The 15,635-nt window shown below is 74.7% G+C and carries 17 protein-coding genes; 7 read left to right on the top strand and 10 right to left on the bottom strand.

Annotated elements, in window-relative coordinates:
* Positions 1–51: 51 nt before the first annotated feature.
* Positions 52–429, bottom strand: a complete 378-nt coding sequence (locus OP18_RS57305) for a hypothetical protein (protein WP_156089639.1) — start codon at positions 427–429, stop codon at positions 52–54.
* 74 nt (positions 430–503) lie between these two features.
* Here OP18_RS57305 and OP18_RS19735 point away from each other — a divergent pair, with 74 nt between their 5' ends.
* The 4 genes from OP18_RS19735 (at position 504) to OP18_RS19720 (ending at position 3,411) form a co-directional block, all read left to right on the top strand.
* The gene (locus tag OP18_RS19735; RefSeq protein WP_033360421.1) at positions 504–1,193 is read left to right on the top strand and encodes a GNAT family N-acetyltransferase; all 690 of its coding nucleotides are present in this window, start codon (positions 504–506) and stop codon (positions 1,191–1,193) included.
* A 179-nt stretch (positions 1,194–1,372) separates the two neighbouring features.
* Positions 1,373–2,635: a cytochrome P450 gene (locus OP18_RS19730; protein ID WP_033360420.1), complete on the top strand. Its 1,263-nt coding sequence runs from the start codon at positions 1,373–1,375 to the stop codon at positions 2,633–2,635.
* A complete protein-coding gene (locus OP18_RS19725) occupies positions 2,635–2,835 on the top strand; it encodes a ferredoxin (RefSeq protein WP_033360419.1) in 201 nt (66 codons plus the stop codon). The genes OP18_RS19730 and OP18_RS19725 overlap by 1 nt, the downstream gene beginning before the upstream one ends.
* Before the next feature lie 9 nt (positions 2,836–2,844).
* Entirely contained in the window at positions 2,845–3,411 is a 567-nt protein-coding gene (locus tag OP18_RS19720) for a GNAT family N-acetyltransferase (RefSeq protein ID WP_052386997.1), read from the top strand.
* Between the two features lie 83 nt (positions 3,412–3,494).
* Here the strand turns inward: OP18_RS19720 and OP18_RS19715 are convergent, their stop codons facing one another.
* The 5 genes from OP18_RS19715 to OP18_RS55235 all read right to left on the bottom strand — a co-directional run bounded on the left by OP18_RS19715 (position 3,495) and on the right by OP18_RS55235 (position 7,721).
* Complete coding sequence (locus tag OP18_RS19715) at positions 3,495–3,947, bottom strand: cation:proton antiporter regulatory subunit (RefSeq protein ID WP_052386996.1); 453 nt, start codon at positions 3,945–3,947, stop codon at positions 3,495–3,497.
* Between the two features lie 17 nt (positions 3,948–3,964).
* The gene (locus OP18_RS19710; protein ID WP_033360418.1) at positions 3,965–5,251 is read right to left on the bottom strand and encodes an ArsB/NhaD family transporter; all 1,287 of its coding nucleotides are present in this window, start codon (positions 5,249–5,251) and stop codon (positions 3,965–3,967) included.
* Between the two features lie 142 nt (positions 5,252–5,393).
* Positions 5,394–5,744: a hypothetical protein gene (locus tag OP18_RS19705; RefSeq protein WP_156089638.1), complete on the bottom strand. Its 351-nt coding sequence runs from the start codon at positions 5,742–5,744 to the stop codon at positions 5,394–5,396.
* A gap of 79 nt (positions 5,745–5,823) precedes the next feature.
* Positions 5,824–6,957 (bottom strand): cellulose binding domain-containing protein, encoded by a 1,134-nt coding sequence (locus OP18_RS19700; protein WP_156089637.1) that lies wholly within the window; start codon positions 6,955–6,957, stop codon positions 5,824–5,826.
* 89 nt (positions 6,958–7,046) lie between these two features.
* Positions 7,047–7,721, bottom strand: coding sequence for a DUF4232 domain-containing protein (locus OP18_RS55235; protein WP_162189809.1), 675 nt, complete (start codon positions 7,719–7,721; stop codon positions 7,047–7,049).
* A 264-nt stretch (positions 7,722–7,985) separates the two neighbouring features.
* On the opposite strand from OP18_RS55235, the gene OP18_RS52750 reads away from it, so the two are divergent.
* Together OP18_RS52750 and OP18_RS19685 are read left to right on the top strand one after the other, a co-directional pair.
* On the top strand, positions 7,986–8,771 hold the full coding sequence (locus tag OP18_RS52750; RefSeq protein WP_052386994.1) for a hypothetical protein: 786 nt from the start codon (positions 7,986–7,988) through the stop codon (positions 8,769–8,771).
* Positions 8,772–11,189 (top strand): winged helix-turn-helix domain-containing protein, encoded by a 2,418-nt coding sequence (locus tag OP18_RS19685; RefSeq protein ID WP_156089636.1) that lies wholly within the window; start codon positions 8,772–8,774, stop codon positions 11,187–11,189.
* On the opposite strand, the gene OP18_RS19680 is transcribed toward OP18_RS19685, so the two are convergent.
* The gene (locus tag OP18_RS19680) at positions 11,167–11,721 is read right to left on the bottom strand and encodes a TIGR03086 family metal-binding protein (RefSeq protein WP_033360414.1); all 555 of its coding nucleotides are present in this window, start codon (positions 11,719–11,721) and stop codon (positions 11,167–11,169) included. The two genes, OP18_RS19685 and OP18_RS19680, sit on opposite strands and share 23 nt — an antisense overlap.
* 159 nt (positions 11,722–11,880) lie before the next feature.
* Here OP18_RS19680 and OP18_RS57300 point away from each other — a divergent pair, with 159 nt between their 5' ends.
* Positions 11,881–12,018, top strand: a complete 138-nt coding sequence (locus tag OP18_RS57300) for a hypothetical protein (RefSeq protein WP_156089635.1) — start codon at positions 11,881–11,883, stop codon at positions 12,016–12,018.
* 10 nt (positions 12,019–12,028) lie between these two features.
* On the opposite strand, the gene OP18_RS19675 is transcribed toward OP18_RS57300, so the two are convergent.
* From OP18_RS19675 to OP18_RS19665, 3 genes are all read right to left on the bottom strand, one after another.
* Positions 12,029–12,448, bottom strand: a complete 420-nt coding sequence (locus tag OP18_RS19675) for a hypothetical protein (protein ID WP_156089634.1) — start codon at positions 12,446–12,448, stop codon at positions 12,029–12,031.
* Between the two features lie 160 nt (positions 12,449–12,608).
* Complete coding sequence (locus OP18_RS19670) at positions 12,609–12,920, bottom strand: hypothetical protein (protein WP_033360412.1); 312 nt, start codon at positions 12,918–12,920, stop codon at positions 12,609–12,611.
* Entirely contained in the window at positions 12,866–15,577 is a 2,712-nt protein-coding gene (locus OP18_RS19665) for a hypothetical protein (protein WP_033360411.1), read from the bottom strand. The genes OP18_RS19670 and OP18_RS19665 overlap by 55 nt, the downstream gene beginning before the upstream one ends.
* Between the last annotated feature and the right edge of the window lie 58 nt (positions 15,578–15,635).

The raw sequence follows: 15,635 nt of genomic DNA, 5'->3' as shown, positions 1-15,635 counted from the left end.
GGCGGCTGCGTCGATTGTGAGCGCGCACACTGACGTCCGTCAATGACCAGTTCAAATCTCCATGTGAGCGCACACGTCGCTGACGGGTGCGGACCATCCACCACCCGCTGCGGCGACAGCGTGCACGGGCGCGTGCCGCTGCGGGAACTCCTCGACCAGCGCGGTGACCTCGCCCGCCTGGCCACCGCCGAGCAGGCCGGTGCCGTGCTCCGCGCCGATCGGCAGGAACACCTGGTGCGCCACGTTCTTCGGCGCCGTGGTGTCGAAGCGCTGCGCCGCCTCGGCGAACGGGTGGTCGTTCTCCGCGGCGAGGGACAGCGCCGGCGCAGGGTGACCGCGGCGGCCAGGGACGCGGCGCCGCCCTTCGACACGCCCATCAGCACGACGTCGGTGACGCCGCCGGCGCTCCCGCGATGGTCCCGACGACACCGGATCACGTGCTCCCGTAGAGTGGCCGTCGGTCCGGTGCCCGGCCGGGCGACCCGACGAGCTGTGAGCGTGCCGTGCCCGGAACCGACCTCGCCGCCCTCGACGACCCTGTCGGTCACTCGCTGCGCGGCCACCACGCGCACCTCGCGCGGTGGGTCGGCGGCGCCGGGACGTACCAGGCCGGGGTGGCGACGTTCGCGACGGTGCCGGCCGAGCCGGGGGCGGGCGACTGGCGCGACCTGGCCCGGCTGCTCGGCAGCGGGGAGCTGGCCGACCTGTTCAGCGCCCCGGTCGCCGCGCCGGCCGGGTGGGAGCCCGTGTTCGACCTGGCCGGCTACCAGATGGTCCTCGAACGGCCGGTCGAGCCCGTCGAGCCGGGGACCGTCGTGGCGCTGGGGCCGGCCGACGTGCCGGAGATGCTGGCCCTGACCGCGCGGGCCCGGCCCGGGCCGTTCTGGCCGCGGACGGTCGAGCTGGGCGCCTATTACGGCATCCGCGAGCACGGCGCGCTGGTGGCGATGGCCGGCGAGCGGCTCCGGCCGCCGGGCTGGACCGAGATCAGCAGCGTGTGCACCGCCGCGCACGCCCGCGGCCGCGGGCTGGCGTCCCGGGTCGTCAGGGCCGCCGCCGAGCGGGTCGCGGCGCGGGGTGAGCGGGTGTTCCTGCACGTCGCGGCCGCCAACGCGACCGCGATCCGGTGCTATGAACGGCTCGGGTTCGTCATCCGCGGGCCGGTGCGGTTCCACGGCTACCGCGTGCCCTGAGCGCTCCCAGTCGCGGCCCGCCGCGCAGCCCGACGTGGTTGTCCAGGCGGATGCCGGCGGCATGCGGAAATCGTCGATCCGGGCCGGGAACTTCCCGGCCCGGACGGTGGTGTTTCATCGATTGGTCGATGAAGATGGATCGGTTGTTGCCGGGTGCCGAACCATCGGGGGTCAAACTGATGACAGCTGTCAGCGAGAACGAGACCGGGGCGCTGCCGCCGCTGCCACTGCCGGGGGAGCGGACCTGCCCGTTCGGGCCGCCGCCGGAGTACGAGGACCTGCGCGCCGGCCACCCGGTGATCAGGGTCGCGTGCCCGACCGGGGTGGACGCGTGGCTGGTCAGCCGGTACGCCGACGTGCGCCACGTGCTCGGTGAGCCGGAGCTGTTCAGCAACCGGGCCGGGGTCGCCGCGCACATCCTGCTCGGGTTCGGCGGCCGCGACGTCCCCGTCGGCGAGGGCGAGTTCCCGCGCATGGACGGCGCCGAGCACCTGCGCTTCCGCCGGCACATGGCGCCCGAGGTGTCCAACATGAAGCGGATCAACCAGCTCCGCCCCCTCGTGCAGAAGCTCGTCGACCGGCAGCTCGACCTGCTGGCGAACACGCCGCCGCCGGTGGACCTCTACTCGGCGTTCGCCCGGCCCGTCACCACGGCCGTCATCGCCGGGCTGCTCGACGTGCCGGAGGCCGACCGGCCGCTCTTCCAGCGGGCCGCCGAGGCGCTCAACGCCGGCGCGTCCAGCGCCGAGGAGGTGGCCGCGGCGCTGCGGCCGCTGTTCGAGTACCTGTACATGATGGTGGTGACCCGCCGCGCCGACCCCGGTGAGGACGTCATCAGCCGCATGATCGTGCGCAGCGACCAGACCGACCGGCCGTTCACCGACACCGAGCTGGTGTCGATGTCCGCGGCGCTGCTGCTGGCCGGCTACGACACCACGGCCAGCCTGATCAGCCACAGCATCGTCGCGCTGCTGGAGCACCCGCAGGAGCTGCAGCGGCTGCGCGCCGACCCGACCCTGGCCGGCAGCGCCGCCGAGGAGATGGTCCGCTACCTCGGCGTCGGCGGCGGCCTGCTGCGCGAGGTCACCCGGGACACCGAGATCGCCGGGCAGCCGGTGAAGGCCGGCGACTTCGTGGTCGTGGCGGTCCAGTCGGCGAACCGCGACAGCGCCCTGTACCCCGACGGCGACCGGCTCGACATCGGCCGGACCAGCGGCGCGCACCTCGGCTTCGGCCACGGCCCGCACCAGTGCGTCGGGCAGCAGCTGGCCCGCCTCGAGCTGACCTCCGTGCTCGGCACCGTGCCCCGGCGGATCCCGACGCTGCGCCTGGCGGTGCCGTTCGAGGAGATCCGGTTCAAGACCAACAGCGCCGTCCTCGGCCCGGTCGCCGTGCCCGCCACCTGGGACGAGATCGTGCCGGCGCTGGAGACGGAGGCGTGATGCGGGTCGAGGTCCACGCCGACCGGTGCATCGGCTCCGGCGTCTGCGCGCTCGTCGCCCCCGACGTGTTCGACCAGCGCGACGACGACGGCGTCGTGGTGCTGCTCGCCGAACACCCCGCCGACGAGCACCACGAGTCGGCGTACGAGGCGGCGACCCGCTGCCCGGCGGCGGTCATCGACATCCACGAGGCCGGGTAGATCCGCCGGATGCGCCGCACGACGCCCGACCACGGGGGGCCGCCGACCGACCCCGACCGGCCGGTCCTGCGCATCGCCGGGCCGCCCGACGCGGCGGCGCTGCTGAAGCTCAAGCAGCGCCTGGACGAGGAGACCTCGTTCATGCTGCTGGAGCCGGGCGAGCGGGACGCCTCGGTGCCGGCGCTGGCCCGCCACCTGGAGCAGGTGGCCCGGTCGGAGAACTCGGTGGTGATCGTGGCCGACCGGCGCGGCGAGCTGGCCGGGTACGTGGAGCTGACCGGAGGGGCGTTCCGGCGCAACCGGCTCACCACGCACGTCGTCATCGGTGTCCTGGCCGGCGCGAGCGGTGCCGGCGTCGGCGCCGGGCTGCTGGAGGCGGCGAAGGGCTGGGCGGCCGCCAACGGCCTGCACCGCATCGAGCTCAACGTGATGGCCCACAACCACCGGGCGATCGCCCTGTACGAGCGGATGGGCTTCGTCCACGAGGGCCGCCGCGTGGGCTGCCTGCTGATCGACGGCGAGTTCCGCGACGAGCTGTCGATGGCCATGATCCTGCCGGGCCCGGCGTCGCCGTGACCCTGCCCGCCGCCGGCCGCGGGCGAGCAGTGTGGCGCCGGGCTGCCGCGGTCCCACCGAGGCGGGACCGCGGCAGGACCGGTTCAGGCCGCCGTCACCGCGTCGATGACGTCGAACACGGCGTCGGGGCCGCCGATGATGACGACGATGTCGCCGGCCCGGCATCGGAAGTCCGGGCCGGGCGGCGGCAGCACCCGCTCGCCGCGCACGACGGCGGCGACGACGGCGCCGTCGACGCCGGCGTCCGCCAGCGGCCGGCCCACCCGCGGCGAGCCGCCGCCGATGAGCACCTGCAGCACGCAGACGCCGTCGTCGTGCCGGTCGAGGCGGGCGCAGTGGGTGGCCGGTCCGTCCGCGCCGGCGACGTCGGCGAGGACCTGGGCCTCCGCCGCGGTGAGCAGGACGCCGGTGCGCCGGGGCGCCGGGTCGGCCGGGTGGTGCACGACGAGCTCCCGGTGCCCGTCGGGGTGCCGGGCGACCCCGACACGATGGCCGTCGGAGGCGGTGAGCAGGTGCACGTTGCTGGTGGTATGCATGATGGCTCCCTGAGCTGTCACGAGAAGTACCGCAGCCACACGTAGGCCCACGCGATGACGGTGGTCATCACGGTGGTGACGATGCCGTAGCGGGTGAACTGCCAGAAGCTGATCGGCTCGCCGGCGCGGGCCGCGATGCCGAGCACGACGACGTTGGCGCTGGCCGCGACCGCGGTGCCGTTGCCGCCGAAGTCCGCGCCGAGCGCGAACGCCCACCACAGCGACTGGCCGGTCGCCGGGTCGGGGGTGGTCGCGACGATGTCCTCGACGATCGGGGCCATCGTCGCCACGTACGGGATGTTGTCGAAGAACGCGCCCAGCACCGCCGAGCCGAACAGCAGCCCGGTCGCGGCGAGGAAGTAGTCGTCGCCGACCTGGCCGGTCGCCCAGGTGCCGATGCCGTGGATGACGCCGGTCTCGACCAGGCCGCCGACCATGACGAACAGGCCCATGAAGAAGACCAGCGTCGACCACTCCACCTCCTGCAGGTAGACGGAGGTGTCGACCCGCGCGACGAGCACCATCAGCCCCGCGCCGAGCAGGGCGATGATGGCCGGCTCGACGTGGATGACGGCGTGCAGCGCGAACCCGGCGACGACCAGCGCGAGCACCGCCAGGCAGCGGGCCAGCAGCCGCCGGTCGGTGATCGACGCCCGCTCGTCCATGGCCATGACCTCGGCGACGCGCTCCGGATGGAACTCGAACCGCTTCCGGAACATGACCCAGGCCAGCAGGATGAACAGCGCGAACAGGACCACGACGATCGGCGCCATGTGCACCACGAAGTCGTTGAAGGTCAGCCCGGCGCGGCTGCCGATGATGATGTTCGGCGGGTCGCCGATGAGCGTGGCGGCGCCGCCGATGTTCGACGCGAGGGCCTCCGCGATGAGGTACGGCGCGGCGGGTATCCCCAGCCTGCGGCACACGAGCACGGTCACCGGCGCCACCAGCATGATCGTGGTGACGTTGTCCAGGAACGGCGACGCGACCGCGGTGATGACCATGAGCAGCACGAGCAGCTTGTACGGCCGGCCACCGGAGCGTTTCGCCGCCCAGATGGCGAGGAACTCGAACACCCCGGTCTGCTTGATCACCCCGACGATGATCATCATGCCGAGCAGCAGGAAGATGACGTTCCAGTCGATGCCGGCGTGCTCGGAGAAGAACACGTCCTTGCCGGGCACCAGGCCCAGCAGCGCCATCATGCCGGCGGCGAACAGGGCCACCGCCACCCGGTGCACCTTCTCGGTGGCGATCAGGACGAACGCGATCGTGAAGATGGCGATCGCGGCGAGGGCGCTCACGTGCGGCCCGGCGGGCCGTGCGGCGTGACGAGCTGGCGAGGACGCGGCGGTATACGGGACATGACGGAAACCTCCGGAAGGCAACACGACGAGACCGTCGACCCGGCGGGTCACGGCGGTGGGACGCGAGTCGTCTCGTGCGTCAGGAGGTGGGTGGGCCCCGGCAGCCCGGCGTCCCCGCCGACCGTCCATCGTGGAGGGTCACCGCGGTGGGGGCGGCGCACGCCGCCCGGAACCCCGGCTCGACGTCGGTGCTGTCGGGCAGGACGGCCAGCCACTGCGGCGCGTCGGTGCGCGAATGCCGCGGCTCGGGCACCTTCCTGCCCTGCGGTGTCTCAGCCCCGGCGACGGCGGCGACCGCGGCCGCGGTGCGGGCGACCTGGAACGTGTCACCCGGCAGCGCGTCGTGCGCCCGTGACAGCCCGAGCAGCAGCGCGCACAGGCTCAGCGCGAGGCCGACGGCGGTCGTGCGCACCGGACCGGATCGCCGCACGCCGCACCTCCCGCCGTCTCTGGAGCCATCCACCTTACCAGGCGAAACGGTCAGTCCGGCGGTTGTCCGAAGTGGACGGTCAGGCGGTGCAGGGCACCCCGTTGACATACACGGTCGGCGGCGGCGTGGGCGGGCTGGTGCGGCTGCCGTACAGGCCGACCGTCACCGAACCGCCCGGGGGAATGATCCGGTTCCAGTCGGCGCGGGTGAGGGTGACCGCGGCGCCGGACTGGCTGAAGGTGGCGTTCCACGCCTGGCTGACGCGCTGGTCGCCGCCGAAGCTGAAGGTGATCACCCAGTCCGTGATCGGCGTGGTCCCGGTGTTGGTGATGGTCACGTCGGCGACGAAGCCGGTCGCCCACACGGACGTGTAGGTGAACCGCGCGCGGCACGACAGCACGGGCGGCGCGCTGCTGGACGGGCTGGCCGCCGGGCTGCTGGGCCCGCTGGTGCCGCCGGTGACGGTGACCGTGTTGGAGGCGATCGACACGTTGCCGGCCGCGTCGCGGGCCCGCACGTAGAACTGGTCGCGGGGCGTGGCGACGGTGGCGGTGTAGCTGGTGCCGGTGACCGTGGCCAGCAGGGTGGAGATGAACACGCCGTCGAAGCGGTAGACGTCGTACCCCGTGACCGCCACGTTGTCCGTGCCCGGCGACCAGGTCAGGGTGGTGGTGGGGCCGTTGGTCGGGTCGGCCCGCAGGTTGCCCGGCGCGCCCGGCGGCACCGTGTCCGGGCCGGTGTCGACGACCGGGGTGACCACGACGACCACGTTGGATCCGACTGAGCGGTGGCCGAGGTCGTCGTGGGCGGTGACCAGGAAGCTGTACTGCGTCCCCGGCCGGATGTCGGCGGTGATGGTGGCCGTGGTGACGTTGCCGAGGTTGGCGACCCGGCCGACGTCGTAGAACGCCTGCATGTAGGTGACGTCGTAGCCGGTGACCTGGCAGCAGCCGGGCGTCGAGGCGGTCCAGCTCAGCGTCACCGACGTGGACGTCACCGCGGTGACCCGCAGGTTCGCCGGCGCGGTCGGCGGGAACGGCGAGGTGTTCGGCGTGCCCGAGCCGGACGGTGCCGGCGCGGCTGGGGCGGCCGCGGCGGGCGGCACACTGCCGCTGGCGTCATTGACGGCGACCAGCAGTGCGCCGGCGAGCAGGGCGGTGGCGGCGACGGACGCCAGTCGGAGCGGCGACAGCAGCGCTCGGGTCCCGGACATGCCCCGACCCTGGCCCATGGCATCGACGTCCGTCAACTATGTCGGTCTCCTGCGCCGGTACGGGCACCGCACGGGTGAAACTTCCGCGATCACGGGGACGGCTCGATCGGGCGGACCCCGGCCTTCGCGTCGCACAGCCCCTCGCCCGGCGTCCACGCCATGCGGGCGAAGGTGGTCTCGGCGGTCAGCCGGGCCTCCAGGGCCGCCGGCGCCGGCGGGCACAGCACGTCCGGGTCCGACGGCAGCGACCGGGACCGCCGCCACTCCAGGCCGGCGTTGGCGGCCCGGCCCGGCTGCAGCACCGACGTGGAGCCCGGCATCGACCCCGGCAGCCGTTCGACGGTGACCGGCATCGGCCGGCCGCCGCCGTCGAGCCACCGCACGGTGATCGTGCCGCTGACCCGGCAGCGGTCGGCGGCGGTGTTGGTCATCCGCACCGACCCCGACGCGAACGGCCCGGCCATCGGCAGCCCGAGACTCAGCGAGAACCGCAGGTCCGCCATCGTGCACGGCCGGGCGAGCGACCCGGCCGGCGGGGTGGTCCCGGCGCTCGTGCGGCTCGTGGCGGGCTTCGCCGACCGGCCGCCGCCCGCGGCGGACGCCGAGGCCGGCGACTGCTCCGCGAGCGGGACGGTGGAGGCCGCCGCGTCGGTCGACGGCGGATCCGGCCGGCCGACCGGTGCGGTGGAAGCCGGACCGGACGCCGAGCAGCCGGCGACGGACAGGCCCAGCATCGCGATGAAGGTGAATGTCCTGATATGCACGGCGCGCATCGTAGCCGTCGGTGCCCGGCCCGGGTGACCCGTCATGGCAGCACGCTAGTCCTCGTACCGGTGAAATTTCTCAGCGAATCGTCCGGGAACGATCGACTATGCACCGTTCTGACCATGACTGGCGGTGCATATTGACAACGACTGGAGTAACCAATTTGGCAACCGCAACGCAATTCTTGGTGGATGATGAGCCACGCTCCGACACTGAAAGTGCATGTTCCGATCCACCGAAATGGATGGTGAAGTGAGGCTGCCGTGATCGAGTCACTGGTGCGGCTGCGCGGCGACGTCGAGCGGGCCACCGTCGAGGTCATCCTCGAGGGGCGGTGGGACGCGCGCGTCAGGATCGACCTGGCCGCGGCCGTGCGCAAGGGCCTGGCCGAGCAGCCGCGGGCGCTGCTGCTGAACCTCGCGGCGGTCACGGAGCCCGACCCGGCGCTGGTCGGCGCGGTCCTGCTGGCGGAGCGGCGCTGCGGCGCCGTCCAGCCGGCGGTGCCGCTGGTGCTCGTGGCGTCCGACGCCGTCTGGCACCGGCTCACCGCCGTCGGGCTGATGCACCGGCTGCCGATCTACACCAGCGTGGCCGCGGCCCAGGACGCGCTCCGCCGCGGGACGCCACCGTTCGGCCGGGTCCGGCTCGACCTGCAGCCCGGCATCCTGGCGCCCTCGACGGCACGGACGTTCATCGGCGACACGGTCCTCGCCTGGGACCTGCGCGACCTGCTGCACCCGGCCCGGTCGATCATCTCGGAGCTGGCGACCAACGCCGTGGAGCACGCCGGGACGCCGTTCACCGTGACCGCCTCCCGGCGCGGGCAGCTGCTGCACCTCGCGGTCGAGGACGGCGACTTGGGGCTGCCCGCCGTGCTCGACCGGGTCCACGGCGCGCACACGGGGCTGGACTTCCGCGGCATCGGGCTGCGGTTCGTGGCCGACGCGGCGAAGGCCTGGGGAGCGATGCACACGGCGGCGGGCAAGGTGGTCTGGGCGACGCTGACGATGCGGGCCCAGCGCAGCATGGCAGCCGCGCACGATCGGTAGATGCACAGCGCTGAGGGGGCGACGCGCATGCAGCACACGGATCAGCACGACCACGGCGACCCACCGGCACTCCTGCACGCGAAGCTCGTCGTGCCCGAGATCGTGCCGGAGGCACTGTGCCGCCAGCAGCTGCAGGACCAGCTGTGGAACCTGACCGACCTGCCGGTCACCGTGATCACCGGGCCCGCCGGCTGCGGCAAGACGCAGCTGGTGGCCGCGTGGCTGGCCGAGGACGGCGACCCGGTCGCGTGGCTGACCCTGGACCGCGACGACCGGCAGCAGCCGAACCGGATGTGGCGGCACCTCATCGGGGCGTTGCGCGCCGCCGGGGTCATCCTGCCGGCCGGGCTGCTGGAGCGGTGGGCCGAGCTGGCACCCGACCACGACTGCGTCATGGAGGTCGCGGCGGCCCTGGCCGAATGGAACCGCTCGCTGCTGCTCGTGCTGGACAACGCGACCTGGCTCGACGAGGAGCAGCTCGCCGAGGTCGACTACCTGGTGCGGCACGTGGGCTGCCTGCGGCTGCTGCTGATCGGCCGGTGCCGGCCCAGGTTCCCGCTGCACCGGTACCGCCTCGCGGATCAGCTCAGCGAGGTCACCGCCGACGAGCTGCGGCTCGACGCCGAGGAGACGCGGGCGCTCTTCGCGCTGCACGACGTCGAGCTGTCCGACGAGGAGCTCGCCGACGTGATCCGCCAGACCGGCGGCTGGATCACCGGCGTCCGGCTGTGCGCGCAGGCGATGCGGCACGACCCGGGCGGGCCGGTGCCGGACCTGGCCGCCCACGAGCACATCGTGGAGTACCTCACCGGCGAGGTCCTGCACGAGCTCACCGCGCCGCAGCAGGAGCTGCTGCACGGCGTCGCCCTGCTCGACACGTTCACCGACGACCTCGTGGCGGCCGCCGCCGGCGAGCCGTCGCCCACCCACCTGCTGGAGCGGCTCGTCGAGGCCGGCGCCCTGATCGAGACGGTCGACGCCGACCGGCGCATGCACCGCGTCCACCCGCTGCTGCGCCCGCTGCTGGACGCCCGGCTGGCGGCCCGGCCGCACGACGCGCGGGCACTGCGGCTGCGGCTGGCGCGGTGGCTCGCCGCCATCGGCGACGTGGCGGGCGCCGTCGCGCAGACCGCCGCCGCCGGCGCCTGGGACGACGCGGCACGGATCCTCGTGGCGGACCACGGGGTGTGCGCGCTGGTCGTCGACGGCCGCCGCGGCCCGTTCGCCGAGCTGCTCGGCGACGCGCCGGCCGCGCCGTCGACGGCGGAGGGTGCGGTCGTCGCCGCCGCGCTCGCGATCACCCGCGGCGACCGCGACGGGGCCGAGCGGCTCATGGCCGGCCGCCCGGTCGAGCCGGCGCCGGGTACCCCGCTGGCGCTCGCCGTGTCCACCTGCGTGCTGCACCAGGCGCTCGCCTTCTTCGCCGGCGACGTCGAACGCCTGGCGGCCGCCACCGGCGCCGGCGTCCACCTGCTCGAGCTGGCCGGCGAGCGGCTGCGCGACCGTCCCGAGCTGCGGGTGTACGTGCAGGCCGGCGCGGCGACCGTGCTGCTGTGCACGGGCCGGCTGGCCGAGGCGGCGCAGGCGTTCACCGACGCGGCCCTGGCCGCCGAGGGTCCCCGCTGCGCCGAGCTGCTCGCGTACTGCATGCAGCACCTCGCCCTCACCGAGGCCCTGCGCGGGCGGCTGCGCACCGCACACCACGCCGCGCAGCGGGCGATCGCCCTGGCCTCCGTCGACTGCCGGCGCCACCACGTCGCCGACGCGGCGCTGGCCTGGGTCGCCACCGAGTGGTACGACATCGACGCCGCGTGGCGGCACCTGCGGGCCGCCGAGAGCGGGCTGGGCGCCTCCGCCCGCACGCCGCAGGCCGGGGCCTTCGCGACCGTCCTCGCCCTGGTCCGCGCCCGGCTGCTGCGGGCCCGCGGTGAGCTGCCGGCGGCGCTGTCCGCGGTGCGCCAGGCGGGCGGCACCGGGCAGTCCAGGGTGTGGATCCGCCACCAGGCCGCGCTCACCGAGCTGCGCCTGCTCCTGGCGATGGGCCGCGACCAGGAGGTCCGCGACGGCCTCGCCGGCCTGGACCCCGGCGCGCCCGACGTGGTCCTGGTCGGCGGCGAGGCGCTGCTGGCCGCCAGCGAGCCCGACCGCGCGATCGAACGCGCCGACCTCGTGCTGCGCGACGTGGACCTGCCGCAGGACGTCGCCGCGGAGGCGTGGCTGCTGCTCGCCGCCGGCGTCGCCCGGCAGGGCGAGCAGTGGCGGGCGGTGGAGGCGCTGCGCACCGCGGTCGAGCTGATGGCCGAGGAGGGCGCCGTCCGGGTCGCCTACGAGGCCGACGTGTCCGTGCGACGGCTGCTGCGCCAGCAGGACCTCGCCCTGCCCGCGATGGACGGCGCTACCGCGGATCGCGGCCGATGAACGCCAACAGCCGGGTCTGCGGGCCGGCGTCGTCGGGCACGTCCACCCGCGGCCCGTAGTGCCCGCTGCCGCGCATCGTCGCCTCCATCGGCAGCATCCCCTCCAGCATCGCCGCGCACCGGTCCGGGTCGAGGCGCTCGTCCTGCCCGGTCGCGCGGGCCAGGTCCCACGTGTGCAGGAAGACGTCGGCGGTGTAGAACTGGCTGATCGCCCGGTCGAGCGGCAGGTCACCGATGTGCGGGTTGCTCAGCGTCCGCCCGCCGCAGGCCGGGTCGTCCAGCACCGCTTGGACCGCGTCGCTGTGCACCTGCCACGCGGCGACCGGGTCCTCGCCGACCGGCGGTCCCTGCGGCAGCTCGATGCCGGCCCCCGCCCGCAGGAACCCGGGGAACCACTCGACGAGGTGGCCGACGACGTCGCGGGCCACCCAGCCAGCACACGGCGCCGGGCGGTCCCAGCCACCGGCCGGCACGCCCCGGACCCGCTCGGTGAACGTCCCTGCGATCTCCCGGTGCTCCTGCGCTGCGTCCATCCGGCCACGCTAACGCCTCCAGCCACCCGCCGCGGTCCCTTCGGCGCCGTCGCAGCACCCGGCGCGCCCACCGTCGTGGGCCGGCCGGGACCGGCACGGGCGGCAGTCGCTTCCTGATGCCCGGCGCTCCCAGCCGGCGCGGACCGCGGCACCGTCGTCGTGCTCACCGCCGGCGACGCCATGCCCGCCGCCGACCGCAACTCGCCCGACCCCGACCCCGACCCGGGCACCGGCACCCGGATGATCGGCGTCGGCGGTCCAGGGGTCCGGGCGCTGCCCGGCGGTTCGACGCGCTGACCGGGACGGCTCAGCCGATGTCGATGAGCAGCGCCTCGTCGCCGGTGAGGGCGGCGAGCTGCCCGCGGAGCAGCTCGAGGGTCTCCCGCGTCGCGACCGGGGCCTCGTCGAAGTCCGCGAAGCCCATCTCGTCCAGGTACTCCCCGAACGCGGCCTGGTCGAACGACGCCGGGTCCAGCCGCGGCAGGTACTGCTGGTGCTCCGTGGTGAGCAGGAAGTACAGGCCCTCCACGCCGGCCAGCTCCTCGTCGTGCCGGGACTCGGAGACCGGCACGCCCTGCTCGTCGAGGAACAGCATCAGGTACAGCATGAAATAGCCGGACCAGTGGAAGGCGTCATGCAGCTGCCGGCCCTCCGGGGCGACACCCGACTCGGCGAACGCCTTGACGTCAGGCCCCTGCAGCACATGGATGGAAGCGATCGACGACACCCGCACAGGGTATGCCCGGCGGGCGTTACGGCGTCCCACGTGGACCGGCGTTTCCGCGGCTGTGCGCCGGGAGCGGGTCGCCGCCCACGACCCGCGGCGGGACCGGCCGCTCGACGACGAGGTGCGGGCCGTCGTCGACGACCTGGCGGGGCCGGCGGCGCTACCGTGGGCGCGGGTCGGTCCCGTCGCCGAGGATGGTGCCGGTCTTGCGCTTGCCGCGGAACACGACCGACAGCGTGAGGTAGCCGGCCATGCCCAGCAGCAGGCCGATCGAGTACCAGCCGAAGGCGTCGGAGTCCGTGTTCGGGAACAGGGCGGTGATCGCGCCGCCGCCGACCGCGCCGAGGACCGCGGCGATGTCGGACACCTGCGGGGCGACCGTCGCGCGGGCCAGGGTGCGGTACGTGATGTAGCCGGTCACGACGCCGAAGCAGGCCGCGCCGACGCTGCCGACGAGCGGGCTGTGTCCCATGAGCGCTCCATTGTGGGAAGTCGGAGGTTGACGTCGCAGTAGGCGGAGTACGCCAGGCCCATCACGTTGCCGCGGGCGAGCAGCTGCCGGCGCACCCGCCACAGCGCGAGCCCGACGCCGTCGCCGGTCCACAGGTGGCTCAGCAGCAGCTCGACGGCGTGGCACGCCAGGCCGCTGTCGATCGCCACCTCGGTGGTCAGCACCCCGGCCGCGCCGAGCGAGCCGACGAACGCCGACACGAACTCCGCCAGCGTCGCCGGCAGCACCTCGCCGGTGTGGCAGCCGTTGAGCACGACGAGCGGGCGGCGGGTCGCCCAGCGCACCGGCGGCGACAGCTCAGCCCAGTCGGCGACGCCCTGCGGCGTGATCCGGTCGGCCGGGCCCAGCTCGAGCTCGACGCGGTCCGGACCGCCGAGCCAGTGTGGCTCGCGCCGGCCGTGGCACAGGAAGTACAGCAGGTCGACCCCGGCGACGGCGGCGGCGCGGAGCGCGGCGGTGCTCGTCACGACCAGCGCCTCCGGCGGGCGGCAGATCCGGTCGAGCGCGGCGCGGTGCGGGTCCCAGCCGGCACCGACCGCGGCGCGGTTCACCGCGGCGAGCACGGTCGCGGGAGCGTCGGCGCCGGTGCGTTCGGCCAGGTCGGCGCCGCGGCTCCACGGCGGCACCTCCAGCCGGTACGCCACACCCCAGAACCCGAACGGGCACACCACCCCGTGCGGCCCGTGATGACCCGGGTCGTCCTCCAACCGGCAACGGACCCGGAACGGGTCCCGCTCCAGGTCGGCGAGGCCCGGGCAGATCGTCGCGTCCGCCAGCCGGTCCGGCACCGGCAGCTCGTACAGCAGCTGCCACGGCACGGCGACCCGGCTGTTCGCGGTCCGTGCCACCTGGATCGTGCCCGGCAGCCCGTCGCCGCGGCCGAGGGCGAGCCGGTCCCGCAGCGACCGCCGCCGGGCGGCGTCCGGGAACATCGCCACGTACGCCTCCCGGCCGGCGACCGCCAGCCCGTGCAGGTCCGCGGCGAGCAGCGCGGGGGGCTTGGCGAACGCCGCGTCGTAGCGGCTGCCCCAGGAGCCGTCGCCGTGCTGCACCAGGTGGGCGGTGAACAGCCGGGTGCGCAGCAGCCGCGCGGCGGTGCCGGCCTGCTCCTCGGCCAGCTCGAACGGCTCCGGCGCGTGCTCGCCGTCGTTGAGCACCAGCTGGTGGCGGCCCGCGACCGGCTCCGCCGCCACGATGCCGACGCTGCGGTCGGCGAACCGGCCGAGCCCGCGCAGGTCCCGGGTCAGCGAGAACACGACCTCCCGGCGGTGCTGCCCCTCGGCCCGCACCACGACGACGATGCGCAGCACCTGCACCGCCGCCGGCCCGTGGTAGACCACCAGCCGCAGCTCCGCCTCGCCGGCGCCGGCGGTGACGAACGGCAGCTCCACCCGCGGTGTGCGCGCCGTTTCGTCGCAGCTGTGCCTCGTGTACGGGGCGCAGCCGCACCGGTACGCCGCCCCGACGACCCCCAGGAACACCGGGGTGGGCCGCGGCGGGCACCGCACGTCGCGGCTGGACAGCGACAGCTCCAGCCACCAGCCGACGTCGCTGGGCGGCAGGCGGTCCACGGGCAGCGCCTCGTCGCCGAGCGCACGGACCCCGGTGCGCCGCAGCGGGCCGATGTCGACCTCCAGCAGGTACCGGGTGTCCACGGCGAGCGGCCCGGGGACCGGCGCCCCGCTGACGGCGTCGAGCACGTCGACGTTGACGTGCCGGGCCAGCCGGTCCTCCGGCGAGGGCCGTGCGGCGCGGCCGGCGCGTTCGTCGTCCGGTGCCGCCGAACCGGGGGCGTCCCACGGGTCCCCCAGGCGCGCGAACTCGCCGGTGTCGGCATCCCAGCCCCGGCCGTTGTAGCCGCCGACGGTGTCGCCTCGCCCGCGCAGAGGTATCCGCTGCTGCGGCAACGCGGGACCGACCGTCACGCCCCCGTGGCCGACCTCGTCGCGGGGCGGCGGCAGCCGTCGGCGGGCGTTGCGGGCGATCACGACCGGCTCGCCGGCCACGAAGACCGACACGTCGAAGGGCCGGCCGCGCAACAACGAATGCCGGCGCAGGTCCGGGTACGCCACGTCGGGCGTGATCCACGGCGACCGGTCCGCGACACCGTACTCGACCAGATCGGCCAGGGCCGCGGTGCCGGCGCCGGGACCGTCGCCGGCGAACACCAGCCGGGTGAGGAAGGGCTCCGGCGCCCAGCCGTGGCGGGCGCCGGAGCCGCTGTCCACGATGAGCGCCCGCCGCCGGGCCCGGATCCGGCCGATCAGGTCGGTCAACCGGTCGTAGCCGATCAGGCTCCGGGGCAGGTCCGGCTCACTGTCGGCGCAGGCCAGGGCGGGACGCCCGGCGTCGTCGAGGACGGTGTGCCCGGCGAAGTGCACCAGCAGCGTGTCGGTGGTGTCGGCGGCCTGGTACAGCGCGCCCATCACCTGGTCGTACGTCGGGTCGAGCAGCACCGTGCAGCGCGCGGGATCCAGCACCGCGGTCGGCGGCGCGGTCAGGGCCCGGGCCAGCGCGGCCACGGCGGGCTCGACGCCGGGTAGGGCAGGAAGCGCGGTGGAGCGGTGCCGGGTGACCCCGACGAGGATCGCCCTGGAGCGCTGCGGATCGGGCTGCATCAGTCGCGACGCTAGCGCGGGCGCCACCGTGAGCGGCTCCTACTGCGGACCGTAACCG

This window comes from Dactylosporangium aurantiacum (assembly GCF_000716715.1).
GTDB lineage: Bacteria > Actinomycetota > Actinomycetes > Mycobacteriales > Micromonosporaceae > Dactylosporangium > Dactylosporangium aurantiacum.
Note: the sequence above shows the minus strand (reverse complement) of the source record. Positions and strands in the feature narration are given on the sequence as shown.

Bases quoted from the DNA above. Each gene is read 5' to 3' on its own strand.
- OP18_RS19730 (WP_033360420.1), top strand. From the start codon at position 1,373: ATGACAGCTGTCAGCGAGAACGAGACCGGGGCGCTGCCGCCGCTGCCA.
- OP18_RS19725 (WP_033360419.1), top strand. From the start codon at position 2,635: ATGCGGGTCGAGGTCCACGCCGACCGGTGCATCGGCTCCGGCGTCTGC.
- OP18_RS19720 (WP_052386997.1), top strand. From the start codon at position 2,845: ATGCGCCGCACGACGCCCGACCACGGGGGGCCGCCGACCGACCCCGAC.
- OP18_RS19715 (WP_052386996.1), bottom strand. From the start codon at position 3,947: ATGCATACCACCAGCAACGTGCACCTGCTCACCGCCTCCGACGGCCAT.
- OP18_RS19700 (WP_156089637.1), bottom strand. From the start codon at position 6,957: ATGTCCGGGACCCGAGCGCTGCTGTCGCCGCTCCGACTGGCGTCCGTC.
- OP18_RS19685 (WP_156089636.1), top strand. From the start codon at position 8,772: ATGCACAGCGCTGAGGGGGCGACGCGCATGCAGCACACGGATCAGCAC.
- OP18_RS19680 (WP_033360414.1), bottom strand. From the start codon at position 11,721: ATGGACGCAGCGCAGGAGCACCGGGAGATCGCAGGGACGTTCACCGAG.
- OP18_RS19670 (WP_033360412.1), bottom strand. From the start codon at position 12,920: ATGGGACACAGCCCGCTCGTCGGCAGCGTCGGCGCGGCCTGCTTCGGC.
- OP18_RS19665 (WP_033360411.1), bottom strand. From the start codon at position 15,577: ATGCAGCCCGATCCGCAGCGCTCCAGGGCGATCCTCGTCGGGGTCACC.